The organism is Streptomyces sp. NBC_01198 (genome assembly GCF_036010485.1).
Taxonomy (GTDB): domain Bacteria; phylum Actinomycetota; class Actinomycetes; order Streptomycetales; family Streptomycetaceae; genus Actinacidiphila.
This window is the reverse complement of record NZ_CP108568.1, coordinates 1,581,858-1,608,192: the sequence shown is the minus strand read 5'-3', so window position 1 is coordinate 1,608,192 and position 26,335 is coordinate 1,581,858. Positions and strand designations below refer to the sequence as shown.

General features: G+C 71.9%; 22 protein-coding genes. 19 read left to right on the top strand and 3 right to left on the bottom strand.

Annotation, left to right across the window (positions count from 1 at the left end; all coding sequences use genetic code 11):
• The first annotated feature begins 235 nt into the window (after positions 1-235).
• Positions 236-706 (top strand): ATP-binding protein, encoded by a 471-nt coding sequence (locus tag OG702_RS07265; protein WP_327288032.1) that lies wholly within the window; start codon positions 236-238, stop codon positions 704-706.
• A gap of 8 nt (positions 707-714) precedes the next feature.
• On the opposite strand, the gene idi is transcribed toward OG702_RS07265, so the two are convergent.
• Both idi and OG702_RS07255 read right to left on the bottom strand, forming a co-directional pair.
• Positions 715-1,329, bottom strand: a complete 615-nt coding sequence (idi, locus tag OG702_RS07260; protein ID WP_327288031.1) for an isopentenyl-diphosphate Delta-isomerase — start codon at positions 1,327-1,329, stop codon at positions 715-717.
• A 92-nt stretch (positions 1,330-1,421) separates the two neighbouring features.
• The gene (locus OG702_RS07255) at positions 1,422-2,348 is read right to left on the bottom strand and encodes a cation diffusion facilitator family transporter (RefSeq protein WP_327288030.1); all 927 of its coding nucleotides are present in this window, start codon (positions 2,346-2,348) and stop codon (positions 1,422-1,424) included.
• Positions 2,349-2,925: 577 nt separating this feature from the next.
• Here OG702_RS07255 and OG702_RS07250 point away from each other — a divergent pair.
• The 16 genes from OG702_RS07250 to OG702_RS07175 all read left to right on the top strand — a co-directional run bounded on the left by OG702_RS07250 (position 2,926) and on the right by OG702_RS07175 (position 22,145).
• On the top strand, positions 2,926-4,761 hold the full coding sequence (locus tag OG702_RS07250; protein ID WP_442814324.1) for a DUF5941 domain-containing protein: 1,836 nt from the start codon (positions 2,926-2,928) through the stop codon (positions 4,759-4,761).
• Positions 4,758-5,510, top strand: a complete 753-nt coding sequence (locus OG702_RS07245) for a phosphocholine cytidylyltransferase family protein (protein WP_327288029.1) — start codon at positions 4,758-4,760, stop codon at positions 5,508-5,510. The genes OG702_RS07250 and OG702_RS07245 overlap by 4 nt, the downstream gene beginning before the upstream one ends.
• Positions 5,498-6,559: an iron-containing alcohol dehydrogenase family protein gene (locus OG702_RS07240; protein WP_327288028.1), complete on the top strand. Its 1,062-nt coding sequence runs from the start codon at positions 5,498-5,500 to the stop codon at positions 6,557-6,559. The genes OG702_RS07245 and OG702_RS07240 overlap by 13 nt, the downstream gene beginning before the upstream one ends.
• A complete protein-coding gene (locus OG702_RS07235; protein ID WP_327288027.1) occupies positions 6,537-7,316 on the top strand; it encodes a CDP-alcohol phosphatidyltransferase family protein in 780 nt (259 codons plus the stop codon). The genes OG702_RS07240 and OG702_RS07235 overlap by 23 nt, the downstream gene beginning before the upstream one ends.
• Before the next feature lie 19 nt (positions 7,317-7,335).
• On the top strand, positions 7,336-8,208 hold the full coding sequence (locus OG702_RS07230) for a glycosyltransferase family 2 protein (protein ID WP_327293113.1): 873 nt from the start codon (positions 7,336-7,338) through the stop codon (positions 8,206-8,208).
• 81 nt (positions 8,209-8,289) lie between these two features.
• Entirely contained in the window at positions 8,290-9,219 is a 930-nt protein-coding gene (locus OG702_RS07225) for an ABC transporter permease (protein WP_327288026.1), read from the top strand.
• Positions 9,206-10,012: an ABC transporter ATP-binding protein gene (locus OG702_RS07220; RefSeq protein WP_327288025.1), complete on the top strand. Its 807-nt coding sequence runs from the start codon at positions 9,206-9,208 to the stop codon at positions 10,010-10,012. Before OG702_RS07225 ends, OG702_RS07220 begins: the two co-directional genes overlap by 14 nt.
• Positions 10,013-10,323: 311 nt before the next feature.
• A complete protein-coding gene (hpnC, locus tag OG702_RS07215; RefSeq protein ID WP_327288024.1) occupies positions 10,324-11,211 on the top strand; it encodes a squalene synthase HpnC in 888 nt (295 codons plus the stop codon).
• A complete protein-coding gene (gene hpnD / locus OG702_RS07210) occupies positions 11,208-12,152 on the top strand; it encodes a presqualene diphosphate synthase HpnD (protein WP_327288023.1) in 945 nt (314 codons plus the stop codon). Before hpnC ends, hpnD begins: the two co-directional genes overlap by 4 nt.
• Before the next feature lie 160 nt (positions 12,153-12,312).
• The gene (gene hpnE, locus OG702_RS07205; protein WP_327288022.1) at positions 12,313-13,722 is read left to right on the top strand and encodes a hydroxysqualene dehydroxylase HpnE; all 1,410 of its coding nucleotides are present in this window, start codon (positions 12,313-12,315) and stop codon (positions 13,720-13,722) included.
• Positions 13,719-14,789, top strand: a complete 1,071-nt coding sequence (locus OG702_RS07200) for a polyprenyl synthetase family protein (RefSeq protein ID WP_327288021.1) — start codon at positions 13,719-13,721, stop codon at positions 14,787-14,789. The genes hpnE and OG702_RS07200 overlap by 4 nt, the downstream gene beginning before the upstream one ends.
• A gap of 99 nt (positions 14,790-14,888) precedes the next feature.
• Positions 14,889-16,910, top strand: coding sequence for a squalene--hopene cyclase (gene shc, locus OG702_RS07195; protein WP_327288020.1), 2,022 nt, complete (start codon positions 14,889-14,891; stop codon positions 16,908-16,910).
• 3 nt (positions 16,911-16,913) lie between these two features.
• A complete protein-coding gene (locus OG702_RS07190) occupies positions 16,914-17,522 on the top strand; it encodes a phosphorylase family protein (protein ID WP_327288019.1) in 609 nt (202 codons plus the stop codon).
• On the top strand, positions 17,523-18,551 hold the full coding sequence (gene hpnH, locus OG702_RS07185) for an adenosyl-hopene transferase HpnH (RefSeq protein ID WP_327288018.1): 1,029 nt from the start codon (positions 17,523-17,525) through the stop codon (positions 18,549-18,551).
• Positions 18,552-18,676: 125 nt separating this feature from the next.
• Positions 18,677-20,671, top strand: coding sequence for a 1-deoxy-D-xylulose-5-phosphate synthase (gene dxs / locus OG702_RS07180; protein WP_327288017.1), 1,995 nt, complete (start codon positions 18,677-18,679; stop codon positions 20,669-20,671).
• Positions 20,658-22,145: an aspartate aminotransferase family protein gene (locus OG702_RS07175; protein ID WP_327288016.1), complete on the top strand. Its 1,488-nt coding sequence runs from the start codon at positions 20,658-20,660 to the stop codon at positions 22,143-22,145. The genes dxs and OG702_RS07175 overlap by 14 nt, the downstream gene beginning before the upstream one ends.
• Positions 22,146-22,198: 53 nt before the next feature.
• Here OG702_RS07175 and OG702_RS07170 read toward each other — a convergent pair whose 3' ends face one another.
• Complete coding sequence (locus OG702_RS07170; protein ID WP_327288015.1) at positions 22,199-23,035, bottom strand: tyrosine-protein phosphatase; 837 nt, start codon at positions 23,033-23,035, stop codon at positions 22,199-22,201.
• A gap of 180 nt (positions 23,036-23,215) precedes the next feature.
• Between OG702_RS07170 and OG702_RS07165 the strand changes: the two genes are divergently transcribed.
• Together OG702_RS07165 and OG702_RS07160 are read left to right on the top strand one after the other, a co-directional pair.
• Positions 23,216-25,327, top strand: a complete 2,112-nt coding sequence (locus tag OG702_RS07165) for an alpha-galactosidase (protein WP_327288014.1) — start codon at positions 23,216-23,218, stop codon at positions 25,325-25,327.
• A gap of 79 nt (positions 25,328-25,406) precedes the next feature.
• Positions 25,407-26,219, top strand: a complete 813-nt coding sequence (locus tag OG702_RS07160) for an SGNH/GDSL hydrolase family protein (protein WP_327288013.1) — start codon at positions 25,407-25,409, stop codon at positions 26,217-26,219.
• Positions 26,220-26,335 lie beyond the last annotated feature (116 nt).

The following is a 26,335-nucleotide window of genomic DNA, read 5'->3' as shown; positions in this document are numbered from 1 at the left end:
CTCGGACAGGACGGGCGCCCGGACGGCACGAACACGGCAACACGCGATCAGCAACGATCGCCGGAGTGACATTACCGCTCGACCCCGGTCGTAAATCGCTGAAAGGCGCGGACTTACGGTTTCCCGCCTGACGCGGCCCCGGCTTTGCGGACACTCGAAGCCATGAGGCGGAATCCGCCGGGACACCGGCGGGGCCTGCGGGGACACGCACGCGAAGGCGATGGTGGGTACGGTCATGGAGGTCCGCGGGAGCGTCCCGCACGATCAGGCTCCGGCCCCGGGACCGTACGAGGGGGTGTGGCGTTTCACGGCCCCCGCCGTGGACTCCTCCGTCCCCCAGGTCCGGCGCGGGGTCCGCACGCTCATCGGCGACCTGGCGGTGCCGATCGACGAGGACGTCCTCTACGGCCTGCTGGTGATCGTCTCCGAGCTGGTCACCAACGCGGTCAGGCACGCGGCGGTGCTCTCGCCCGAGCTGTGGGTCGAGGTCGCGGTCGGCCCGGACTGGATCAGGATCGCCGTCGAGGACCAGCACCCCTACCGCCCCAAGGCACTGGAGACCGACCATGCCAGGACCGGCGGGCGCGGGCTGCTGCTGGTCAAGACGATCGCAGCGGAGGCGGGCGGCTCGTGCGACATCGCGCAGACCGCGACCGGCGGCAAGGTGATCTGGGCCGCCCTGCCGCTCCAGCCGCCCACCCGCTGACCCGGCGGCTACCAGCCCGCCCGGCCCCCGGTCACCTCGCGCACCGTGGGCAGCGCCGCGTCCAGCACCGAGCCGAACCACGCGGAGAAGATCCCCTCGGCCCGCAGCTTCGCCAGGTCCGCGGGGCCCGCGAAGGCGGTGTCGTCGATCTCCGCCGGGTCCGGGTGCAGCGGACCGCTGACCAGCCCCACGTAGAGGTGGTTGAACTCCTGCTCCACCAGGCCGGACGCCGGGTCCGGATGGTTGTAGCGCACGGTCCCCGCCTCGCGCATGAGCGCCGGCGCGACCCCCAGCTCCTCCGCGGTGCGCCGGGCGGCGGCGACGAAGGGCTGCTCACCGGGGTAGGGGTGGCCGCAACAGGTGTTGGACCACACGCCGGGCGAGTGGTACTTGCCCAGCGCTCTGCGCTGCAGCAGCAGCCGGCCGTCCTCGTCGAAGAGGAAGACCGAGAACGCCCGGTGCAGCCGGCCGGGCGCCAGGTGCGCCGACAGCTTCTCCGCTGTGCCGGTTGTCACACCGTTCTCATCGACCAGTTCGAGCATGATCGGCTCTTCGGCCCCGCCGGCGGGCGGCGGGGCGGCGGCGGCAGAGCCGGGTCGATCGGTGGCAGGACTGCTGGGCATAACCATCCTTCGCATTCGACGGCAAGTCCTCAGTCTGCCTCACGCGAGGTGCCGCTAATCGCGGACACCGTATTCGGTGGCGCAGCCGTGATTCAGTGGCACAGCCGTGCCTCGTGCTCCGCGTGCCCGGCGGGCTCCAGCTGGAATGTGCAGTGCTCGACGTCGAAATGGACTCCGAGGCAGCCCTGCAGATCGTGCAGCATTTTCTCGTAGCCCACCTCGTCGAGCACCTCCTGGCTGACCACCACGTGCGCCGACAGCACCGGCATCCCCGAGGTGATGGTCCAGGCGTGCAGGTCGTGCAGGCCCTCCACGCCCTTGAGTCCCTCGATGTGATGCCGCACCGCCGCCATGTCGACATCCTTGGGGGCCGCTTCGAGAAGCACGTCCACGGCCTCGCGCAGCAGCCGCCAGGTGCGCGGCACGATCAGCAGCCCGATCAGCAGCGAGGCGACCGCGTCGGCCTGCCGCCAGCCGGTGGCCAGGAACACGCCGGCCGCCACCACGACCGCCAGCGAGCCCAGCGCGTCCGCCATCACCTCCAGGAAGGCGCCGCGCACGTTCAGGCTCTCCCGCTGGCCGCCCATCAGGACCAGCAGCGACACGCTGTTGGCGACCATGCCGATCAGGCCGAAGACGATGGTGGCCCCGCCGTCGAAGTGCTGCGGCGAGATCAGCCGGTTGACGCCCTCGGCGAAGATGAAGGCGCCGACACCGAACAGCAGCACCGCGTTGATCACCGCCGCCAGGATCTCGGCGCGCGCGTAGCCGAAGGTGCGGCGCTCGCTCGCCGGGCGGCTCGCGATGTGCACGGCGATCAGTGCCATGGCGATGCCGGCCGCGTCGGTGGCCATGTGCCCGGCGTCGGCGAGCAGCGCGAGCGAGTCGGTCAAGGCGCTGCCGACCACTTCGGTGACCAGCACCAGCAGGGTGATGCTCAGCGCCACCAGCAGCCGGCCGCGGTGCGCGGCGGTCGCGGTGCCGCCGTGGCCGTGAGCGTGGCTGTGGCCTGCCCCCATCGGCGCGTCCCCTTCCCTTTTGCGCGGTGGTGTGCCGTTCTGTAGTCCGGGCCGCCGTCGGATTCCCCGGTTCGGGCTTTTCCGGCCGCGGCGGTCAGTCAACACCGGTCACCCACGGTGGGCAAGCCGGTACTGGAGACCGTTGTCATGTGCGATGACCTGCGGTGATGAGCCACGCGGAAGGGGTAGCCGAAGACGTCTCGCGGTCACTCGTACGGCGTACGGGGGATGCTGGTTGTCGGGGCGGCGCCGATCGCGCATGATGATCACACCGTGCGCACCAAGTCTGGGCGAATAGTCGGTGAACGGCCGCCATCGTTCATCCGATAGCCTCTGCCGTCGTGCCGGGCGGCCCGGCTCCTATGCCGCCGACCGCCCGCGGGCACGGTCTCCGCACGCTTCCAGGGAGTGGGTTCCTCTGCCGACCGCTATTCTCACCGGCCCCCCCGCCGCGGGTTCGTCGTCACCGCTGACCGACGACCTGCGGGCGCTGGGGTTCCAGGTCGTCGAGGCTGACACGCCGGACGCCGTCGCGGCCCGGCTCGAAGCGGTTCCGGCCGGCGACCGGGTGGCCGTGGTGGACCGCCGCTTCCGCGGCCACCGGCACGCGCTGCGGCTGGCCCTGACCGACCCGCGGTTCGACGCCGCGGCGGTCCCCGGCGCCCTGACCGCCCGTCCGGCCGCCCGCGCCGCCCTGGTCCGGGCCCTGGCGGACGTCCCTGGCGGACCGTCCGCCCACGGCGGCGCGCGGAGTGCCGCCGGGGACGCCGCGGTCGGCGCCGCGACGGCGCCCGGTCCCACGACCGGCGGCGCGACCGCCACCTCGACGGTGACCGCCGCGGGGACGACCACCGAGACCGCCACCGTTCCCGCGCAGGGCGCGGCCGTACCGCTGCCGGCCCCCCGCCGCGGCGCCGCGGTCGACGTGCTGCCCGACGCGCTGGCCACCGCCCTGGAGGCGGCCGGCGAGCAGCCGCACCGGCCCGAGCTTGGCGTGCTGGTCGCCGAGGTGCCCACCGACCGGACCGCGGTCGAGGCCGCGGTCGCCGCGATCGGCGCCGTGGACGAGGAGTCCGTGCGGCTGCGCAGCGCGGTCAAGGCCCGCGACGGATTCTTCACCACCCACTGCATCAGCCCCTACTCGCGCTACCTGGCCCGCTGGTGCGCCCGCCGCGGGCTGACCCCGAACCAGGTCACCACCGCCTCGCTGCTGGTGGCGCTGATCGCTGCCGGCTGCGCGGCCACCGGCACCCGCGCCGGATTCGTCGCGGCGGGCGTGCTGCTCCTCGGCTCGTTCGTGCTGGACTGCACCGACGGGCAGCTGGCCCGCTACTCGCTGCAGTATTCGACGCTCGGCGCCTGGCTTGACGCCACCTTCGACCGGGCCAAGGAGTACGCCTACTACGCCGGCCTCGCCCTGGGTGCCGCCCGCGGCGGCGACGACGTGTGGGCGCTGGCGCTGGGCGCCATGGTGCTCCAGACCTGCCGCCACGTCGTGGACTTCGCCTTCAACGAGGCCAACCACGACGCCACCGCGAACACCAGCCCCACCGCAGCGCTGTCCGACAAGCTGGACAGCGTCGGCTGGACGGTCTGGGTGCGCCGGATGGTAGTGCTGCCGATCGGCGAGCGGTGGGCGCTGATAGCGGTACTGACCGCGGTCAGCACCCCCCGGATCACCTTCGTGGTGCTGCTGGTCGGCTGCGCGCTGGCCGCCTGCTACACCACCGCTGGCCGGGTGCTCCGCTCGCTGACCCGCCGGGCCAGCCGTACCGACCGTGCCGCGCGGGCGCTGGACGACCTGGGCGACAGCGGCCCGCTCGCCGAGGCCCTGTCCGGTGTGCTGCGCCCGCTCGCCCGCCGGACGCCGGCCTTCGCGGCGCCCGCGGTGGCTGCGCTCGGCGCCGCCGCGGTGGCCGCGACGGCCGCGCTGGCCCCGCACGGCAGCTGGTATCCGGTGATCGCCGCCGGGCTGTACGTCCTCACCTCGGCCTTCGCCGTCGCGCAGCGGCTGAAGGGCGCGCTGGACTGGCTGGTGCCGCCGCTGTTCAGGGCGGGGGAGTACGGCACGGTGCTGGCGCTCGCCGCGGTCTCCGATGTGAACGGAGCGTTGCCCGCTGCTTTCGGACTGGTTGCCGCGGTCGCCTACCATCACTACGACACGGTGTACCGCATACGCGGTGGTGCCGGAGCGCCGCCACGGGCCGTGGTGCGCAGCGCGGGCGGCCACGAGGGCCGCACGCTGATCGTGGCCCTGGCGGCCGCCGTCGCCGCGCACCGCACGGGCTTGACGGTCACGCTGACGGTGCTCGCCATCGCCATCGCGCTGCTGGTCCTCACAGAGAGCATCCGCTTCTGGGTGTCCTCGGGGGCCGCCGCCGCCGTACACGACGAATCAGGAGAACCCGCATGATCGGCCTCGTGCTGGCGGCCGGCGCAGGCAGGCGCCTGCGTCCCCACACCGACACGCTGCCCAAGGCGCTGGTCCCGGTCGGCCCGGAGGGCGCGCGCGACAGCCTGACCGTGCTCGACCTGACGCTGGCCAACTTCGCCGCGGTCGGACTCACCGAGGCCGCGATCGTCGTCGGCTACCGCAGGGAAGCGGTCTACGCGCGCAAAGCGGAGCTGGAGGCACGTTACGGACTCCCGCTGACCCTGATCGACAACGACAAGGCCGAGGAGTGGAACAACGCGTACTCCCTCTGGTGCGCCCGTGACGTCCTGAGCCAGGGTGCGATTCTGGCCAACGGCGACACCGTGCACCCGGTCTCGGTGGAGCAGACCCTGCTCGCCGCCCGCGGTGAGGGCCGGCGGGTGATCCTCGCGCTGGACACCGTCAAGGCGCTCGCGGACGAGGAGATGAAGGTCGTCGCCGCCCCCGGCAAGGGCGTGCGGCGGATCACCAAGCTGATGGACCCGGCCGAGGCCACCGGTGAGTACATCGGGGTGACCCTCATCGAGGCCGAGGCGGCGGCCGACCTCGCCGACGCCCTCAAGGCGACCTTCGAGCGCGACCCCGGCCTGTACTACGAGGACGGCTACCAGGAGATGGTCGACCGCGGCCTGACCGTGGACGTCGCACCGATCGGGGACGTCGCCTGGGTCGAGATCGACAACGACGACGACCTCGCCAAGGGCCGGGAGATCGCGTGCCTGTACTGACCCGGCTGATCCCCTCGCCGGTCGTCGTCGACATCCGGGCGGGCGCGCTCGCCGACCTGTCCCGGCTGCTGGCCGACCAGCGCATCTCCACCTCCGGCAAGCTCGCCCTCGCCGTCAGCGACGGCTCGGGTGCCCGGCTGCGCGCGTCCCTGGAGCCGGAACTGCCGGGAGCCGACTGGTTCGAGGTCTGCGGCGGCACCATCGACGCCGCCGTCACGCTCGCCGACGCCATCCGGGGCAACCGCTACGACGCGGTCGTCGGCCTGGGCGGCGGCAAGATCATCGACGTCACCAAATACGCCGCCGCCCGGGTGGGCCTGCCCATGGTCGCGGTCGCCACCAACCTCTCGCACGACGGCATCTGCTCCCCGGTCTCCACGCTGGACAACGACAACGGCCGCGGCTCCTACGGCGTCCCCACCCCGATCGCCGTGGTCGTGGACCTCGACGTCATAAGGGAGGCACCGGCCCGCTACGTACGGGCCGGGATCGGCGACGCGGTGTCCAACCTGTCGGCCATCGCCGACTGGGAGCTCTCGCACCGCGAGACCGGCGAGCGGGTCGACGGACTGGCCGCCGCGATGGCCCGCAGCGCCGGCGAGGCCGTCCTGCGGCACCCCGGGGGCATCGGCGACGACGCCTTCCTCGGCACGCTGGCCGAGGGCCTGGTGCTCTCCGGTATCGCCATGTCGATCAGCGGCGACACCCGGCCGTCCTCCGGCGCCTGCCACGAGATCAGCCACGCCTTCGACCTGCTCTTCCCCAAACGGGCCGCCGCGCACGGCGAGCAGGTCGGCCTCGGCGCCGCCTTCGCCATGCACCTGCGCGGGGCGCCGGAAGAGGCGGGCCTGCTCGCCGAGACGCTGCGCCGGCACGGGCTGCCGGTGCTGCCCGCGGAGATGGGCTTCACCGAGGCGGAGTTCGCGCAGGCGGTGCACTACGCCCCGCAGACCCGCCCCGGCCGCTTCACCATCCTGGAACACCTCGACCTGTCCGCCACCGAGATCAGGGACGCATACGCCGACTATGCCAAAACCATCAGTAGCTGAACTGCGCCCGGTCGTTCACCCCCCGGGGGTCAAGGACCGGCGCAGCGGCGAGCACTGGGCCGGCCGGCTCTACATGCGCGAGCTCTCGCTGCGCATAGACCGGCACCTGGCGCCCACCCGGATCACGCCCAACCAGCTCACGTACCTGATGACCGTCTTCGGCGTGCTCGCCGCCCCGGCGCTGCTCGTGCCGGGGATCACCGGCGCCGTGCTCGGCGTGCTGATGGTGCAGCTGTACCTGCTGCTCGACTGCGTCGACGGCGAGATCGCCCGCTGGAAGCAGCAGTTCTCGCTCAGCGGCGTCTACCTCGACCGGGTCGGCGCCTACCTGTGCGACGCCGCCGTCCTGGTCGGCTTCGGCATGCGCGCCGCCGACCTGTGGGGCGACGGCCGGATCGACTGGCTGTGGGCCTTCCTCGGCACCCTCGCCGCACTCGGCGCGATACTGATCAAGGCCGAGACCGACCTGGTCGGCGTCGCCCGCCACCAGGGCGGCCTGCCGCCGGTCAAGGAGACCGCCTCGGAGCCGCGCTCCTCCGGTCTCGCGCTGGCCCGCAGGGCGGCCGCGGCCCTGCAGTTCCACCGGCTGGTGCTCGGCGTCGAGGCCTCGCTGCTGATCCTGGTGCTGGCCTTCGCCGACCAGGTCCGCGGCGACCTGTTCTTCACCCGGCTCGGGGTCGCCGTCCTGGCCGGAATCGCACTGGTGCAGACCCTGCTGCATCTCGTATCGGTGCTCGCGTCCAGCAGGCTGAAGTGAGGCGGGCATGAGCGAACCGCTGAAGGTCGGCGCGGTCGTCATCACGATGGGCAACCGGCCGGCCGAGCTCCAGGACCTGCTGGACTCGGTCGCCAAGCAGCAGGGGCCCCGGGTCGACGTCGCCGTCGTCGGCAACGGCTCCCCGCTGCCGGAGCTGCCCGACGGGATCCGCACCGCGGAACTGCCGGAGAATCTGGGCATCCCAGGCGGCCGCAACGCCGGCATCGAGCTGTTCGGCCCGGACGCCGCCGACGTCGACGTGGTGCTCTTCCTCGACGACGACGGCCTGCTGCCCGGCGACGACACCGCCGAGCTGGTCAGGGCCGCCTTCACCGCCGACCCGCAGCTGGGCATCATCAGCTTCCGGATCGCCGACCCCGACACCGGGATCACCCAGCGCCGCCACGTCCCCCGGCTGCGCGCCGCCGACCCGATGCGCAACTCCCGCGTCACCACCTTCCTCGGCGGCGCCTGCGCCGTCCGCAGCACGGTGATCCAGCAGGTCGGTCCGCTGCCGGCGGAGTTCTTCTACGCCCACGAGGAGACCGACCTCGCCTGGCGCGCGCTCGACGCGGGCTGGATGATCGACTACCGTTCCGACCTCGTACTGCACCACCCGACCACCTCGCCGGCCCGGCACGCGGTCTACCACCGGATGGTGGCCCGCAACCGGGTGTGGCTGGCCCGGCGCAACCTGCCGTGGCTGCTGGTCCCGGTCTACCTCGGAGTGTGGTTCGCCCTGACGCTGCTGCGGCGGCCGTCCGGTCCGGCGCTGCGCGCCTGGCTCGGCGGCTTCCGCGAGGGATGGGCCACTGACTGCGGTGAGCGGCGGCCGATGAAATGGCGGACGGTCTGGCGGTTGACCCGGCTGGGCCGACCCCCGATCATCTGACAAGCTCGGACCTGAGAGCATCAGGCGCAGCCCGGGAATCCCCTGCACCCGGCGCGCACCTTGAGGACGAAAGTGTCAACTGTGAGCGAGACAACGCACAATGGTGCGGTCGCCGTCGGTGCCCCACCCGCACCCACGGCCGATGACGGCCTCAGTCCCTCCCAGCTCGCTGCCAAGTACGGGCTGACCGTCAGCGGTGCCCGTCCGGGGCTGGCGGAATACACCCGGCAGCTGTGGGGCCGCCGACATTTCATCAACGAGTTCGCCAAGGCGCGTACTGCGGCGCAGTACACCCAGGCCCGCCTCGGCCAGCTCTGGCAGGTCATGACGCCGCTGCTGAACGCGGCCGTCTACTACCTGATCTTCGGTGTGCTGATCGGGACCAGAAAGGGCGTCGACAACTTCATCGCCTTCCTGGTCACCGGCATCTTCATCTTCACCTTCACGCAGTCCTCGGTGATGAGCGGCGTCCGGGCGGTGGCCGGCAACCTCGGGCTGATCCGGGCGCTGCACTTCCCGCGGGCCTCGATGCCCATCGCCTTCACGCTGATGCAGCTCCAGCAGCTGATGATGTCGATGTTCGTGCTCATCGCGATCGTGCTGATGACCGGTGAGGTGCCCGACGCCTCCTGGCTGCTGATCATCCCGGCGCTGATCACCCAGTGGATCTTCAACACGGGCCTGGCGATGATCGTGGCCCGGCTGGGCAGCAAGATGACCGACCTGGCACAGCTGATGCCGTTCATGCTCCGCACCTGGATGTACACCTCGGGCGTCATGTACAGCATCGAGAACCTGACCTCGCACGCCCCGCACTACGTCCGGATCCTGCTGGACATCAACCCTGCCGCGGTCTACATCGACCTGGCCCGGTTCGCACTGATCGACAGCGTCACCTCCTCGCAGATGCCGCCGCACGTGTGGATCAGCGCGGTGGGCTGGGCGGTACTGGCGGGCGCCGGCGGCTACATCTACTTCTGGAAGGCGGAGGAGCAGTATGGCCGTGGCTGAGCAGCAGCCTGTCGCGTCACCCACGCAGACGGCCGATGCCCGCATCCCGACGGTGATCGTCGACGATGTGCACATCGTCTACAAGGTCTACGGCGCCGGCACCGGCAAGGGCAGTGCCACCGCCGCGCTCGGCCGGCTGCTGCTGCGCCGCGGCTCACCGAACGTCCGCCGGGTGCACGCGGTGCGCGGGGTGAGCTTCACCGCCTACCGCGGCGAGGCGATCGGCATCATCGGCTCGAACGGCTCGGGCAAGTCCACCATCCTGCGGGCCATCGCCGGCCTGCTGCCGCCCGAGAGCGGAAAGATCTACACCGACGGCCAGCCGTCGCTGCTCGGCGTGAACGCGGCGCTGATGAACGACCTCACCGGGTCCACCAACGTGCTGCTCGGCGGTCTGGCGATGGGCATGTCGCAGGAGGAGGTGCGCTCGCGGTATCAGGGGATCGTCGACTTCTCCGGGATCAACGAGAAGGGCGACTTCATCTCGCTGCCGATGCGCACGTACTCCTCCGGCATGGCGGCCCGGCTGCGCTTCTCGATCGCGGCGGCCAAGAACCATGACGTGCTGATGATCGACGAGGCGCTGGCCACCGGCGACCGGGCCTTCCAGCGCCGCTCGGAGGCGCGGATCCGGGAGCTGCGCAAGGAGGCCGGCACCGTCTTCCTGGTGAGCCACAACAACAACTCCATCCGTGACACGTGCGACCGGGTGGTGTGGCTGGAGAAGGGCGAGCTGCTGATGGACGGCCCGACCGACGATGTCATCAAGGCCTACGAGGCACACACCAAGTAGCCGCGACACCTCGCGCCGCGGCGGCGCGAAAGACGACGGTCCCCGCCGGATGATCCGGCGGGGATCGTCGTGTTGTGGCAGGTAGTGTGCTTCGCGCCCCCGGCGTACGCCGGACAGTGGCCCGACGTAAGCTGTACCGGTGCTGGGAGCCCTCTGATGATCGATACCGGGTGTGCGACGCCCGGCGCGGCGGCGTGTCCGAAATGGGAAGATCCGACCGGGCGGTGTAGAACGGGGGATGTGGCGGCCATGACGAACGGGACCATCCTGCTCCGGGGCACGTATCCCGCCTTGCCGCCGGGCAGCTCGCGGTGACCGGGGACGACACGTCCCGGGCCGTGCTGGACAAGGCCGCGCGCGAGAACTTCCCGGTGGCCCCGGTCTTCCTGCCCCGAGCGTGGCGGCAGGACCTGATGGCGGTCTACGGCTTCGCCCGGCTGGTGGACGACATCGGCGACGGCGACCTGGCCGGCGGCGGCCGCCACGACGCGGCGCGGCTGGGCCTCGACCCGGCCGCGGCCGGCGACAGGATCGCGATGCTGGACGCCTTCGAGGCGGACCTGCGGCGGGTCTTCGACGGCACCCCGACCCACCCGCTGCTGCTCGCCCTGCAACCCACCGTCCGCCGCTGCGACCTGACCCCCGACCCCTTCCTCGGCCTGATCGCGGCCAACCGCCAGGACCAGCAGGTGGCCCGCTACGGGACGTATGACGACCTGCTCGCGTACTGCGAACTGTCCGCCAATCCGGTCGGCCGGCTGGTGCTGTCCATCACCGGCACCTCGACGCCGGAACGGGTCCGCTGGTCCGACGCGGTGTGCACCGCGCTGCAGATCGTCGAGCACCTCCAGGACGTCGCGGAGGACCTTGGCAGGGACCGGGTGTATCTCCCGGCGGAGGACATGAAACGCTACGCCGTGGATGAGGCCGACCTGGCAGCACCGCAGGCGGCCCCGCAGGTGAAAGCACTGGTCGCGTTCGAGGCCGAACGCGCCCGCGAGCTGTTGAATGAAGGTACCCCCCTGGTGGGTAGCGTCCGTGGCAGGCTTCGGCTGCTGCTCGCGGGATTCGTCGGCGGTGGGCGTGCGGCACTGAAATCGGTCGAGCGTGCCGGATACGACGTGCTTGCGGGTTCGCCCAAAGCCACCAAGAGCGGCCTGCTGCGCGAAGTGGGGTCGACATTGCGAAGAAAGGGGTGAGCCGGACCGTGAACGGTTCCGCCCACACGTCCGGACCGGTACTTGCCGCATACAGCTACTGCGAGACCGTGACCGGCCACGAGGCCCGCAACTTCGCGTACGGCATCCGCCTGCTACCCACCGCCAAACGGCGGGCGATGTCGGCTCTCTACGCGTTCTCGCGGCGCGTCGACGACATCGGTGACGGCGATCTCGCGCCCGCGGACAAGGCGGCCAGGCTCGATGTCACACGGCAGCTGCTCACCCGCGTCAGGAACGGCGAGATCCGCGAGGACGACACCGACCCCGTCGCGGTCGCGCTCGCCGACGCGGCCCGGATCTTCCCCCTTCCGCTCGAAGGCCTGGACGAACTCATCGACGGTGTTCTGATGGATGTTCGGGGCGAGACATATGAGACCTGGGACGACCTGGCGGTTTACTGCCGTTGTGTGGCCGGTGCGATCGGACGGCTCTCGCTGGGCGTGTTCGGCACCGTGAATGGGCACGATCATGAGCGTGCCGCCGAATACGCCGACACGCTCGGCCTTGCTCTGCAACTCACCAACATCCTGCGCGACGTCCGCGAGGACGCCGGCAACGGACGGACCTATCTTCCCGCCCAGGACCTCGCGAAATTCGGCTGCGCCGCCGGATTCCACAGCGACACCGCCCCGCCCGGCTCGGATTTCGCCGGCCTGGTGGAATTTGAAGTACGCCGTGCCCGCAGCCTCTTCGCCACCGGTTATCGGCTGCTGCCGATGCTCGACCGGCGCAGCGGCGCCTGCGTGGCCGCCATGGCCGGCATCTACCGCCGGCTGCTCGACCGGATCGCCGCCGACCCCGAGGCCGTCCTGCGCGGCCGGGTGTCACTGCCCGGACACCAGAAGGCCTACGTCGCCGTCCGCGGGCTGGCCGGCCTGGACGCGCGCCGCACCGCCCGCAACCCCCGGGAGGACACGTGAGACCCACCCGCGAGGGCGCGGGTCCACGGCACGCGGCACACCTGTCGAACCGTCACCGGACGCACCGCACACGCCAGCAGGCAACCCCGCGCCCGTGCACCGCGTCACTTCCCGCGACAGCGCTCCGCGACCTGCGGCGCCGGCACCGAGGGGAGGGCGAATGACGAGGCCCCAGGGCGGATCGCCGCAGTCGCCCGACCGGACCGCGGTGGTCGTCGGCGGCGGCCTGGCCGGCATCACCGCCGCGCTCGAACTGGCCGACGCCGGGCTGCGGGTCACCCTGGCAGAGGCGCGCCCGCGGCTGGGCGGGCTGGCCTTCTCCTTCAAGCGCGGTGACCTGACCGTCGACAACGGCCAGCACGTCTTCCTGCGCTGCTGCAGCGCCTACCAGTGGTTCCTCGACCGGATCGCGGCCCGCGACCTGGTCACCCTGCAGGACCGGCTGGACGTCCCGGTGGTCGACGCGAACACCGGCAGGACCGGCCGGCTGAGCAGGGCGGCCCTGCCGGTCCCGCTGCACCTGGCGGCCAGCCTGGCCCGCTACCCGCACCTGTCGCTGCGCGAGCGCGCCTCGGTCGGCCGGGCCGCCCTCGCGCTGCGCGGCCTCGACCTGGCCGACCCGGCCCTGGACGACGTCGACTTCGCCAGTTGGCTGGCCGGCCGCGGGCAGTCCGCCCGCACCATCGAGGCGCTGTGGGACCTGGTCGGGGTGGCCACGCTCAACGCGACGGCCGCGCACTCCTCGCTGGGCCTGGCCGCGATGGTCTTCAAGACCGGCCTGCTCACCGACCCGGCCGCGGCCGACATCGGCTGGGCCAACGCCCCGCTCGGCGACCTGCACGACGGCCGCGGCCGCAAGGCGCTCGACGCGGCCGGCGTCCGCACGCTGCTGCGCACCCGGACAAGTGACATCAAGCACTCCGCGGCGGGCGATTGGCAGGTCTCGCTGGAGACCGGACCCGGCCGCGGCGAGCAACTGACAGCGGACATCGTGGTGTTGGCCGTCCCGCAGCGCGAGGCGCATGCCCTGCTGCCGGAAGGCGCTGTCCAGCATCCGGAAAAGCTCTTGCAGATCGGCACCGCGCCGATCCTCAATGTCCATGTGATCTACGACAGACAGGTGCTGCGGCAGCCGTTTCTCGCGGCGCTCGGCAGCCCCGTCCAGTGGGTCTTCGACCGTACCGAGAGCTCCGGCCTGACCGGCGGCGGCCAGTACGTGGCCGTGTCGCAGTCGGCCGTCGAGGACGAGATCGACCTGCCGGTCGCCGACCTGCGCGACCGTTACCTGCCAGAGCTGGAACGCGTCCTGCCCGAAGCCCGTGGCGCCGTCGTCCGGGACGTCTTCGTCACCCGCGAACGCACCGCCACCTTCGCGCCCACCCCCGGGGTCGGCGCGCTGCGGCCGGGCCCGGTCACCCGGTCACCCGGGCTGTACCTGGCCGGGGCGTGGACCGCGACCGGCTGGCCCGCGACCATGGAGAGCGCTGTGCGCAGCGGTCTGCACGCCTCACGAGAAGCTTTGTCCGCCCTCGGCCTGCCGGTTGACAACGGCGTCCTGGAGACGGCATGAGTGCTATTGGTGCAACCAGAGGAGAGAACGTGACCGCTGCCGGCGTCATTGCGCTGCTGGAAAACGGCCGCATCCTGACCACCCCAGTGCTCCGCGCGGCAGTCGCACGCCTCGCACCCCCGATGAACACCGTGGCGTCCTACCACTTCGGCTGGATCGACCAGACCGGCAGGCCCGCGGACGGCGACGGCGGCAAGGCCGTACGCCCCGCGCTGGCGCTGCTCACGGCCGAGGCCGCGGGCGCTCCGGCGGAGACCGGCATCCCCGGCGCGGTCGCGGTGGAGCTGGTGCACAACTTCTCGCTGCTGCACGACGACCTGATCGACGGCGACGAGCAGCGGCGGCACCGCGACACGGTGTGGAAGGTGCACGGCCCCGCCCAGGCGATCCTGGTCGGCGACGCGCTCTTCGCCCTGGCCAACGAGGTGCTGCTTGAGCAGGGCACCCCGGAGGCCGGCCGGGCCACCCGGCGGCTGACCACCGCCACCCGCAAACTGATCGACGGTCAGGCCCAGGACATCTCCTTCGAGCACCTGGAGCGGGTCTCGGTCCAGGAGTGCCTGGACATGGAGGGCAACAAGACCGGCTCGCTGCTGGCCTGCGCCGCCTCCATCGGCGCGGTGCTCGGCGGCGCGTCCGACGCCGACGCCGACGCGCTGGAGGAGTACGGCTACCACCTCGGCCTGGCCTTCCAGGCGGTGGACGACCTGCTGGGCATCTGGGGCGACCCGGCGAGCACCGGCAAGCAGGCCTGGAGCGATCTGCGGCAGCGCAAGAAGTCCCTTCCCGTGGTGGCCGCACTGGCCGCCGGAGGTCCCGCATCCGAGCGGCTGGGTGAACTGCTCGCGGCGGATGCGAAGAATCCGGAAAACGATGCCTTCAACGAGGAAGAGTTCGCCATGCGCGCGGCGTTGATCGAAGAGGCCGGTGGGCGGGAATGGACTTCGCAGGAAGCCAGAAGGCAGTACGCAACCGCCGTCGCCGCGCTGGACAAAATGGACATGCCGGAAGAAATTAATCGTAAACTCGTAGGTCTTGCGGATTTTGTGGTGGTCCGCGAGAAGTAAAGAACAGCAACGTGGAGCGCTGACGTCGCCGGTCCCTCGCATGTGACGGCCGACGGCCGCCCCCGACGCCGCAGAAGTCTCAACTGCAAAGGGGAAGCCATGACAGCGACGACCGATGGCAGTCCAGGTACGCCAACACACCGGACACCCTCGGCCAGCAGCACCTCGGACCCGGATCCTGTTCCAGCCGGAGACACCGAGGCGGCGGCGCAGCGTGCCGTGCAGCGCGCCGCAGACCACCTTCTGGCGCGGCAGCACCCCGACGGATGGTGGAAAGGCGACCTCGAAACGAACGTGACCATGGACGCCGAGGATCTGCTGCTGCGTCAGTTCCTCGGCATCCAGGACGCCCGCACCACCGCCGCCTCGGCCCGCTGGATCCGATCCCAGCAACGCGAGGACGGCGCCTGGCCCACCTTCCACGGCGGCCCGGGCGACCTGTCCGCGACCGTCGAGGCCTACGTGGCGCTGCGACTCGCCGGGGACTCCCCGGACGAGGCGCACATGTCGCTGGCCGCCAAGTGGTCGCGAGGCGAGGGCGGGGTGGCGGCCAGCCGGGTCTTCACCCGGATCTGGCTCGCGCTGTTCGGCTGGTGGGACTGGGACCACCTGCCGGAACTGCCGCCCGAGGTCATCTACCTGCCCAAGTGGATGCCGCTGAACATCTACTCGTTCGGCTGCTGGGCCAGGCAGACCATCGTGCCGCTGACCGTCGTCGGCGCGCTGCGCCCGGTGCGCCCGGCGCCGTTCGGCATCGACGAGCTGCACATCGACCCCGAACGGCCCAACCCCAAACAGCGCAGGGCGCCCATCGCCAGCTGGGACGGGGTCTTCCAGCGGCTCGACCAGGTGCTGCACGTCTACCGCAAGTTCAGCCCGCGCCCGGTGCGGCGCGGCGCCATGAACGCGTGCGCCCGCTGGATCATCGAACGCCAGGAGGCCGACGGCTGCTGGGGCGGCATCCAGCCGCCCGCGGTCTACTCGGTGATCGCCCTCCACCTGCTCGGCTACGACCTCGAACACCCGGTGCTCAAGGCCGGGCTGGACTCGCTGGATCGTTTCGCCGTCTGGCCGGAGGAGGGCGTCCGGATGATCGAGGCCTGCCAGTCCCCGGTCTGGGACACCTGTCTGGCCGCGATCGCGCTGGCCGACGCGGGCCTGCCCGCCGACCACCCGGCGCTGGTCAAGGCCGCCGACTGGATGCTGGAGGAGCAGATCACCCGTCCGGGCGACTGGTCCGTGCAGCGCCCGCAGCTCGCGCCCGGCGGCTGGGCCTTCGAGTTCCACAACGACAACTACCCGGACATCGACGACACCGCCGAGGTCGTCCTCGCGCTGCGCCGGGTGGCCCACCCCGACCAGGCCCGGGTGGACACCGCCGTGGACCGTGCGGTGCGCTGGACGGTCGGCATGCAGTCCAGGAACGGCGCCTGGGGCGCCTTCGACGCGGACAACACCAGCCCGTTCCCCAACCGGCTGCCCTTCTGCGACTTCGGCGAGGTCATCGACCCGCCGTCGGCCGACGTCACCGCGCACGTGGTGGAGATGCTCGCCGCCCTCGGCGTCGAGAACGACCCGCACGCCCGCAGCGGCATCGACTGGCTGCTGGCCGAGCAGGAGGACAACGGCTCCTGGTTCGGCCGCTGGGGGGTCAACTACATCTACGGCACCGGCTCGGCCGTCCCGGCGCTCGCCGCGGCCGGCCTGCCCGTCGACCACCCGGCGATCCGCCGGGCCGTCAGCTGGCTGGAGTCGGTGCAGAACGCCGACGGCGGCTGGGGCGAGGACCTGCGCTCCTACTCCGACCAGGAGTGGGCCGGGCGTGGGCACTCGACCGCCTCGCAGACCGCCTGGGCGCTGATGGCGCTGCTGGCGGCCGGCCGCCGGGACACCCCCGCCGTCGAGCGCGGGGTGCGCTGGCTGGCCGAGACCCAGCTGCCGGACGGCTCGTGGGACGAGCCCTACTTCACCGGCACCGGCTTCCCGCGGGACTTCTCGATCAACTACCACCTCTACCGCATGGTCTTCCCGCTCACCGCGCTCGGGCGCTACGCCCGCAGCGAGCCCTTCGGTGCCGCGGGCCACACCGTCGCAGCCGCACCCGCAGGAAAGGGGGCTTAGTTCGTGGGTCATACCCGACCACCGCTGCTGGTGGTGTGCGCCCTGCGCATCGAGCGTTTCGCGCTGCGCAGGGGGGCGGCCAGGGGCGTCGCACACCAGGTCACCGTGCTGCGTACCGGCATGGGGCCCACCGCCGCGGAAGAGGCCGTCCGCACGGCGCTGCACGACCCGGCGCTGAGCGGGGCGGCCGTCGTCACCACCGGCTTCTGCGCGGGCCTTGCCCCCGGCATGCGGCCAGGTGACGTCGTGGTCTCCGACGAGGGGAACGACGGCACGGCGCTCGCCGCCGCGCTCAAGGCCGCCGGGCACACCGTGCACACCGGCCCTCTCGCGGAGTCCGACCATGTCGTACGCGGTGCGGAACGCGCCGCACTGGCGGCGACCGGTGCCATCGCCGTCGACATGGAATCGGCCGCCATGCGGCGTGCCGCGCTCGCAGAAGGAGCGCAGCACATCGCCGCGGCCCGCGTTGTCGTCGACACGCCCGAATACGAACTCGTGCGCGTCGGAACGCTTCGCACCGGGATCATCGCATTCCGGGTGCTCAGAGATCTTGTACCCGCCTTTCTCGATTGGCACCGCACTACCGCTGCTCCCCCGGAGGTGAGCTAGATGGCTATGCCGCTTCGTCAGACCGTCCGTATCGCGTCGTACCTCTTCGAACAGAAAATGGTCCGGCGGCGCGAAAAGTTCCCGCTCATCGTCGAACTGGAACCTCTCTTCGCGTGCAACCTCGCCTGTGAGGGCTGCGGCAAGATCCAACACCCCGCCGGGGTGCTCAAGCAGCGCATGCCGGTTGCGCAGGCCGTCGGGGCGGTGCTCGAGTCCGGGGCGCCCATGGTGTCGATCGCCGGCGGCGAGCCGCTCATGCACCCGCAGATCGACGAGATCGTCCGCCAGCTGGTGGCGAAGAAGAAGTTCGTCTTCCTCTGCACCAATGCCCTGCTGCTGCGCAAGAAGATCGAAAAATTCACCCCGTCGCCCTACTTCGCCTTCACCGTGCATATTGACGGCATGCGGGAGCGGCACGACGAATCGGTGGCCAAGGAAGGCACCTTCGACGAGGCCGTCGCGGCGATCAAGGAAGCGCAGCGCCGCGGATTCCGGGTGACCACCAACTCGACCTTCTTCAACACCGACACCCCGCAGACGATCATCGAGGTCATGAACTACCTCAATGACGATCTCAAGGTGGAGGAGATGATGCTGTCGCCCGCGTACGCCTACGAGAAGGCCCCCGACCAGGACCACTTCCTGGGCGTCACCCAGACGAGGGAGCTGTTCAAGAAGGCCTTCGAGGGCGGCAACCGGCGCAAGTGGCGGCTCAACCACAGCCCGCTCTTCCTGGACTTCCTGGAGGGCAAGGCCGACTTCCCCTGCACCGCCTGGGCGATCCCCAACTACTCGCTCTTCGGCTGGCAGCGCCCCTGCTACCTGATGGCGGACGGCTACGTCCCCACGTATCAGGAGCTGATCGACAAGACCGACTGGGACAAGTACGGCCGCGGCAAGGACGACCGCTGCGACAACTGCATGGCCCACTGCGGCTACGAGCCCACCGCGGTCCTGGCGACCATGGGTTCGCTCAAGGAGTCCATCCGCGCCGCCAGGGAGACCGTCGCGTCCAACCGCGCGAAGTGACCTCACGGTGAGAACGGGTACGAGCCACCGGCCGGGGCAAGCGGCCGGTGGCTCGTACCCGCACTGCCGCCGGCCGGCGAGCGGTCGGCGGCCCAGAGCAATCCCGGCAGGAACGAGGTCTGTACATGTCGATGCTGGAGAACATCAAGGGCCCGCGTGACCTGAAGGCGCTGCCCCACGGCCGGCTGGACGAGCTGGCCGCCGACATCCGCCACTTCCTGGTCCAGGCGGTGGCCAGGACCGGCGGCCACCTGGGCCCCAACCTGGGCGTGGTGGAACTGACCATCGCCCTGCACCGCGTCTTCGACTCGCCCGCCGACCGGATCCTGTGGGACACCGGCCACCAGAGCTACGTGCACAAGCTGCTGACCGGCCGCCAGGACTTCTCCAAGCTCCGCAGCAAGGGCGGCCTGTCCGGCTACCCCTCGCGCGCCGAGTCCGAGCACGACGTGATCGAGAACAGCCACGCCTCGACCGTGCTGGGCTGGGCCGACGGCCTGGCCAAGGCCAACGAGGTCCAGGGCCGCGGCGACCATGTCGTCGCCGTCATCGGCGACGGCGCCCTCACCGGCGGCATGGCCTGGGAGGCGCTGAACAACATCGCCGCCGCCAGGGACCGGCCGCTGATCATCGTCGTCAACGACAACGAACGCTCCTACGCACCGACCATCGGCGGCCTCGCCAACCACCTCGCCACCCTGCGCACCACCGACGGCTACGAGCGCTTCCTGTCCTGGGGCAAGCAACTGCTCCAGCAGACCCCGGTGATCGGCCAGCCGCTCTACGAGTCGCTGCACGGCGCCAAGAAGGGCTTCAAGGACGCCTTCGCACCGCAGGGCATGTTCGAGGACCTGGGCCTGAAGTACCTCGGCCCCATCGACGGCCACGACGTCACGGCGATGGAGTCCGCGCTGCGCCGCGCCCGCCGCTTCCACGGCCCCGTGCTGGTGCACTGCCTGACCGAGAAGGGCCGCGGCTACCCGGCCGCCGAGCAGGACGAGGCCGACCGCTTCCACTCCGTCGGCGCCATGGACCCGGCCACCTGCCTGCCGCTCGCCCCCTCCGGCGGGCCGTCGTGGACCTCGGTCTTCGGCAAGGAGATGCTCGCGATCGGGGCCGAGCGGCCCGACGTGGTCGCCATCACCGCCGCCATGCTCCAGCCGGTGGGCCTGGAGGCCTTCGCCCGCGCCTACCCGCAGCGGGTCTTCGACGTCGGCATCGCCGAGCAGCACGCCGCCACCTCCGCCGCGGGCCTGGCCACCGGCGGACTGCACCCGGTCGTCGCGGTCTACGCGACCTTCCTGAACCGGGCCTTCGACCAGGTGCTGATGGACGTCGCGCTGCACAAGTGCGGCGTCACCTTCGTGCTGGACCGCGCCGGGGTGACCGGTGTCGACGGCGCCTCGCACAACGGCATGTGGGACATGTCGATCCTGCAGGTCGTCCCGGGCCTGCGGATCGCCGCCCCGCGTGACGCCGACCAGCTGCGCGCCCAGCTGCGAGAGGCCGTCGCGGTCGAGGACGCCCCCACCGTCATCCGCTTCCCCAAGGAGACCGCGGGCGAGGCGCTGCCCGCGATCGGCCGGGTCGGCGGCATGGACGTCCTGCACCGCCCCGCCGAGGGCCAGGCCGAGGACGTCCTGCTGGTCGCCGTCGGCGCGCTGGCCGGCTGCGGCCGCTCGGCCGCCGAACTGCTCGCCGGGCGCCGGATCGGGGTGACCGTGGTGGACCCGCGCTGGGTCAAGCCGGTCGACCCCGCGCTGCCCGGACTGGCCTCCAGGCACCGCATGGTGGCCGTGGTGGAGGACAACGGGCGGGTCGGCGGCGTCGGTTCCGCCGTCGCGCAGGCGCTGCGGGACGCGGGCGTGGACGTGCCGGTGCGCGACTTCGGCATCCCGCAGCAGTTCCTGGCCCACGCCAAGCGCGGCGAACTGCTCGCCGACCTCGGCCTGACCCCCGCCGAGATCGCCGGCGGCGTCGCCGCGGCCCTGCTGCGTATCAACGCCAGGACCGCGGGACCTGCCGCCGACCCCGCGGCCGCCCCGGCGATCCCCGCGCCGCATACTGCCGGGAGCAGCACCCACGTACGCAAGGAGCAGCTGAGCGATGACATCGTCTGAACCGGCCGGTAGGCAGCCGATCGGTGCGGAGCCCGCCGCCGGCGGACCTGCGGCGGGCGAACCCGGGGCCCCGGGCGCGCCCGCCGGGCAGCCCAAGGGCTTCGACCTGGCGACGCTGCTGGCCGAGCGCGGCGGCGAGCGCTACGACCTGCACGGCAAGTACCTCAACCACCAACTGCCGCGCATGCTGCGCACCATCGGCTTCGACAAGGTCTACGAGCGCGCCGAGGGCGCCCACTTCTGGGACGCCGACGGCAACGACTACCTCGACATGCTGGCCGGCTTCGGCGTGATGGGCCTCGGCCGGCACCACCCGGTGGTCCGCAAGGCCCTGCACGACGTGCTGGACGCCGGGCTCGCCGACCTCACCCGCTTCGACTGCCAGCCGCTGCCCGGCCTGCTCGCCGAGCGGCTGCTGAGCCACACACCGCACCTGGACCGGGTGTTCTTCGGCAACAGCGGCACGGAAGCCGTCGAGACGGCACTGAAGTTCGCCCGCTACGCCACCGGCAAGCCGCGTGTGCTGTACTGCAAGCACTCCTTCCACGGCCTGACCACCGGCTCGCTGTCGGTCAACGGCGAGGCGGGCTTCCAGGACGGCTTCGCCCCGCTGCTGCCGGACACCGCCATCGAGATCGGCGACCTCGACGCGCTCGCCAGGGAGCTCAAGCGCGGCGACGTGGCCGCCATGATCATCGAGCCGATCCAGGGCCACGGCGTCTACATCCCGCCGCCCGGCTACCTGCGCGCCGCCCAGGAGCTGCTGCGCCGCCACAACGCGCTGCTGATCGCCGACGAGGTGCAGACCGGCATCGGCCGCACCGGCGCCTTCTACGCCTACCAGCACGAGGAGGGCGTCGAGCCCGACCTGGTGACGGTCGCGAAGACGCTCTCCGGCGGCTACGTCCCGGTCGGCGCCACCCTCGGCCGGGACTGGATCTTCAAGAAGGTCTACTCCTCGATGGACCGGGTGCTGGTGCACTCGGCGAGCTTCGGCTCCAACGCGCAGGCGATGACCGCGGGCCTGGCCACCCTCGCGGTGGTCGAGGACGAGCAACTGGTCGAGAACTCCCGCCTGATGGGCGACCTGCTGCGCACCCGGCTGGCCGCGCTCACCGACCGCTACGAGCTGCTCAAGGAGGTCCGCGGCCGCGGCCTGATGATCGCCGTCGAGTTCGGCCGGCCCAAGTCGCTCGGCCTGCGCAGCCGCTGGACGATGCTGCAGACCGCCCGCAAGGGCCTGTTCGCCCAGATGGTGGTGGTGCCGCTGCTGCAGCGGCACCGCATCCTCACCCAGGTCTCCGGCGACCACGTCGAGATCATCAAGCTGATCCCGCCGCTGGTGGTGAACGAGGCCGACGTCGACCGCTTCGTGGCGGCCTTCACCGAGGTGATGGACGACGCGCACGGCGGTGGCGGGCTGATGTGGGACTTCGGCAAGACCCTGGTCAAGCAGGCGGTAGCGAACCGCTAGGCCGTGGCGCGCCCCCCGCTCGCGGTGGGGCGCGCCGGCGCCGGCGGGCCGGCTCAGGCGGGCGTCAGCAGCCGCTCACGGAGCGCGGCCCGGCGCTCCGGGGTCAGGCCGAGGCCTTCCGCGAGGTAGCGGTCGACGGAGCCCCAGCGCTCCTCGATGGTGTCGAAGGCGGCCCGCAGATACTCCACCCGGGCCTCGAACAGCGGGCTGAGCAGCTCGCTCACCTGCGGGTCGATGGCGGTGCCCGTGCTGCCGTCGCCCCGCACCACCTTGTAGCGGCGGTGCCTGGCGTTGGACTCCAGGTAGTCCGCCTCGATCGCCGACCGCTGCACGCCCAGCGCCAGCAGGATGATCGCGATCGACGTCCCGGCGCGGTCCTTGCCCGCCGCGCAGTGCAGCAGCGCCGGAACGGCGGGGCCGTCCGACGCGCTGAGCAGGTCCAGCATCCGGGAGTGCTCCTCGGTGCGCTCCAGGATGAGCTTGCGGTAGGCGGCGACCATCCGGGCCTCGCCGCGGCCCTCGCCGAGCACCGCCTGCAGCGACGGCACGTCGCCGTCCCTGACGGTCTGCCAGAATCCGGCGTTGTCTGCCGGGTCGTTGAGCGGCATGCTCAGGTTGCGGGTGCCCCGCAGCGCGACGTCCTGGCCCTCCAGCGCGACGTCGTCGGGATTGCGGAAGTCGAAGATCGTGTTCAGGCCGAGCCCTTCGAGGAAGTCGGCGTCCTTCGCGGTGGCGTGCGCGAGGTGGCCGCTGCGGAACAGCACCCCGTGCCGGACCCGGCGGCCGTCGGTGGTCGGCAGACCTCCGACGTCACGGAAATTGCGTACACCGGCCAGGTCGGGCTCCGGGCCCGGCCCGGTCGGGGTGGACTGCCGCACTTCCTGCGTCACCTGTGCTCCTCCATAGGTCGCTCACCGCTCATGCTGGGGCACATCCGACGATACGGCAGCCGGGATGGCGCGTACCGGCTGGTATGTGTCCGTTGGACCACTCCTGGGGGTGCAACCATTGCCCCTCCGCGGGGGCGGGGCCGATGATGTCCGGACCCGATCGGGACAGGGGGCGTACCGATGATCGAAACGGGCCGGTCCGGCCGGCTCTGGCTGCTCTCCGGGCCGGCCGGCAGCTACGCCCTGCACGTCCCGGAGCGCGACGAGCTGCTGCACCTGCACTGGGGGCGACGGATAGCGCTCCGGGACGCCGAGGCGCTGGCCGCCGACCCGCTGCCCGCCGAGCGGCCCTACGCGTCCGCGCTTGACGGCCACGAGGAGTACCCGGTCGAGGGCGGCCCGCGCTCCGCCCGCCCCGCGCTGTCGGTACGGTCCGGCGGGGCGCGCGGCGCCGAGTGGTGCTTCGAGGAGTCCGAGACCGCGGCCGGCCAGGCCGGGGACGAGCTGCGGCTGCACTTCCACGACTCGCTGCACCATCTCGACCTCACCCTGCACTACCGCCTGCGCCCCGGCTGCGACGTCATCGAGCGCTGGACCACCGCCACGCACGTCCCTGGCGGCCACCGCGACCCGCCGGAGCTGCTGCGGGCCGACGCGGCCACCTGGACGCCGCCGTACCGCGACCGCTGGCGGATGTCCCAGCTGCACGGCCGCTGGGGCGCGGAGAGCCGCCTGGTGCGCGCCCCGCTGACGCCCGGCGAACGGGTGATCGGCAGCCGCCGCGGCCATACGGGCCACCAGCACCTGCCGTGGTTCGCGCTGGACGCCGGCGACGCGGGGGAGGAGCACGGCGAGGTGTGGACGGGGGCGCTCGCCTGGTCCGGCTCCTGGCGGATCACCGTCGCGGGCCTGCCGGACGGCCGGGTGCAGGTCACCGGCGGCGCCGGCCACGACGACGCGGGACCGGTGACGCTGGACCCCGGCGCTTCCTACACCAGCCCGGTCTTCGCCGGCCTGTGGACCGACGGCGGCTTCGGCGCCGCCAGCCGGGCCTGGCACGCCTACCAGCTGGCCCACGTCGTGCCCGGCGCGCGGCGGCCGCGCCCGGTGCGTTACGACTCCCGGGACGCGGCCGGCTTCGCGGCCGGCGAGCGGCGGCAGCGGGAACTGGCCCGCCGGGCCGCCGCGATGGGCGTGGAGCTCTTCGTGCTGGACGACGCCGGGCCCGGCGACCGGCTGACCGGCCGGGCGGCCGTCGGCGACGTGACCCCCGACCCCGATCGCTTCCCGAACGGCCTGAAACCGCTTGCCGACGAGGTGCACGCGCTCGGCATGCGGCTCGGCGTCCGGGTCGCGCCGGAGACGGTCGACCCCGACGGCGACCTGCACCGCGCCCACCCGGACTGGGTCAAAGGCCACAACGGCCCCCACGGCACCGGGTACGGCCACCGGCTGGTGCTCGACCTGGCGCGCACCGACGTACGCGACCACCTCGCCGAGCAGCTGGACGCACTGCTGCACAGCGCCCCGGTCGACCACGTCACCTGGGACTTCGACGGCTGCTCCGGCGGCCCGGGGAGCGCGGGAGAGCGCTGTCCGGAACAGTCGTGGAGCGGCCACGTCGAGGGCCTGTACGAGCTGGTCGACCGGTTGCGGGCCGCGCACCCCGGTGTGGCCTTCGAATCCTGCTCCGGTGGCGGCGGCCGGGTCGACCTGGGCATCCTGGCCCGCACCGAGCAGGTGTCGACCTCGGACAACACCGATCCGCTCGACCGGCTGCGGATCCAGCACGGCTTCAGCCAGCTGCACCCGGCCGCGGTGATGGCCACCTGGGTCGCCGACAGCCCGGGCCGGATGCTCAACCACCGCCGCAGCTCGCTGCGGTTCCGGTTCGTCAGCGCCATGGCCGGCGTGCTCGGCATCGGGGGCGACTTGCTGGACCGCAGCGCCGAGGAGCGGGCGGAGGCCGCGAGTTGGGTGGCGCTGTACAAGACGGTCCGCCCCGTCGTACAGCTCGGCGACCTCTACCGGCTGCGCCCGCCGGGCGGCGACGGGCTCAGCGCCGTCCAGTACGTGCACGGCCCCGACACCGTCGTGCTGGCCTGGCTGCCCGCGCAGGACTTCGGCGACCCGGTGCCGCCGCTGCGGCTGCGCGGCCTCGAACGGGAGGCGTCCTACCGCGATGTGACCACCGGTGTCGTCCAGCGCGGCGCGGTGCTGGCCGAGCGCGGTCTGCGCACCACGCTGGCCGGCGACCTGGACGCGGCGGTATTCCATCTGCGCCGACTTTGACCTGGTGGGATGAATCACGTCGCGTCAACCCCTCCTTACGGTCGCGTAGGTCACAAGGAAAGGAGAAAAATGTTCCGACGTGGCTGACGATTCGCAGGGACACCAGGGACACCGGGGAATCGACGATGGCGTGATCGGGTCGTACACCGCGGTGGGGGACAGCTTCACCGAAGGCGTCGGCGACATCGGCCCCGACGGGTCGTACGTCGGCTGGGCCGACCGGCTGGCCGTCCTGCTCGCCGACCGGCGCGAGGAGCACACCTTCCGCTACGCCAACCTCGCGGTGCGCGGCCGGCTGCTCGACCAGATCGTGGCCGAACAGGTGCCGCGGGCCATCGAACTGGCCCCCGACCTGGTCAGCTTCTGCGCCGGCGGCAACGACATCCTGCGCCCGGGCAGCGACCCCGACGCGGTCGCGGAGCGTTTCGAGGCCGCCGTCGCCGATCTGACCCGCTCGGTCGGCACGGTCCTGGTCTGCACCGGTTTCGACACCCGCGGAGTGCCGGTGCTGCGGCATCTGCGGGGCAAGATCGCCACCTACACCGCGCATGTGCGCTCCATCGCCGACCGCCACGGATGTCCGGTTCTCGACCTGTGGTCGCTGCGTTCCGTCCAGGACCGCAGGGCCTGGAGCGAGGACCGGCTGCACCTGTCGGCCGAGGGCCACACCCGGGTCGCGCTGCGCGCCGGGCAGGTACTCGGCCTCGACGTGCCCGCCGACCCCGACCAGTCGTGGCCGCCGCAGGGCCCGCGGCTGCCGTCCGAGGTGCGCAGGGACAACATCCACTGGGCGCGCGAGCATCTGGTGCCATGGATCGGCCGCCGGCTGCGCGGCGAGTCCTCCGGCGACCACGTCGAGCCCAAGCGCCCCGACCTGCTGCCGCTGCGCTAGGACGTATCCGAACACCGCGCGGCAGCCGGGGCTTTCCGGGCACTCCCCGGTGCGGGTCCGCCCCGGCTGCCGTCGCTCACCGGGGCCGCCGGGCGTACGTCGCCCAACGGCCCCCG

Coding starts and splice junctions, on each gene's coding strand:
- OG702_RS07265 (WP_327288032.1), top strand. CDS start 236: ATGGAGGTCCGCGGGAGCGTCCCGCACGATCAGGCTCCGGCCCCGGGA.
- idi (WP_327288031.1), bottom strand. CDS start 1,329: ATGCCCAGCAGTCCTGCCACCGATCGACCCGGCTCTGCCGCCGCCGCC.
- OG702_RS07255 (WP_327288030.1), bottom strand. CDS start 2,348: ATGGGGGCAGGCCACAGCCACGCTCACGGCCACGGCGGCACCGCGACC.
- OG702_RS07245 (WP_327288029.1), top strand. CDS start 4,758: ATGATCGGCCTCGTGCTGGCGGCCGGCGCAGGCAGGCGCCTGCGTCCC.
- OG702_RS07235 (WP_327288027.1), top strand. CDS start 6,537: ATGCCAAAACCATCAGTAGCTGAACTGCGCCCGGTCGTTCACCCCCCG.
- OG702_RS07220 (WP_327288025.1), top strand. CDS start 9,206: ATGGCCGTGGCTGAGCAGCAGCCTGTCGCGTCACCCACGCAGACGGCC.
- hpnE (WP_327288022.1), top strand. CDS start 12,313: ATGACGAGGCCCCAGGGCGGATCGCCGCAGTCGCCCGACCGGACCGCG.
- OG702_RS07200 (WP_327288021.1), top strand. CDS start 13,719: ATGAGTGCTATTGGTGCAACCAGAGGAGAGAACGTGACCGCTGCCGGC.
- shc (WP_327288020.1), top strand. CDS start 14,889: ATGACAGCGACGACCGATGGCAGTCCAGGTACGCCAACACACCGGACA.
- hpnH (WP_327288018.1), top strand. CDS start 17,523: ATGGCTATGCCGCTTCGTCAGACCGTCCGTATCGCGTCGTACCTCTTC.
- dxs (WP_327288017.1), top strand. CDS start 18,677: ATGTCGATGCTGGAGAACATCAAGGGCCCGCGTGACCTGAAGGCGCTG.
- OG702_RS07175 (WP_327288016.1), top strand. CDS start 20,658: ATGACATCGTCTGAACCGGCCGGTAGGCAGCCGATCGGTGCGGAGCCC.
- OG702_RS07165 (WP_327288014.1), top strand. CDS start 23,216: ATGATCGAAACGGGCCGGTCCGGCCGGCTCTGGCTGCTCTCCGGGCCG.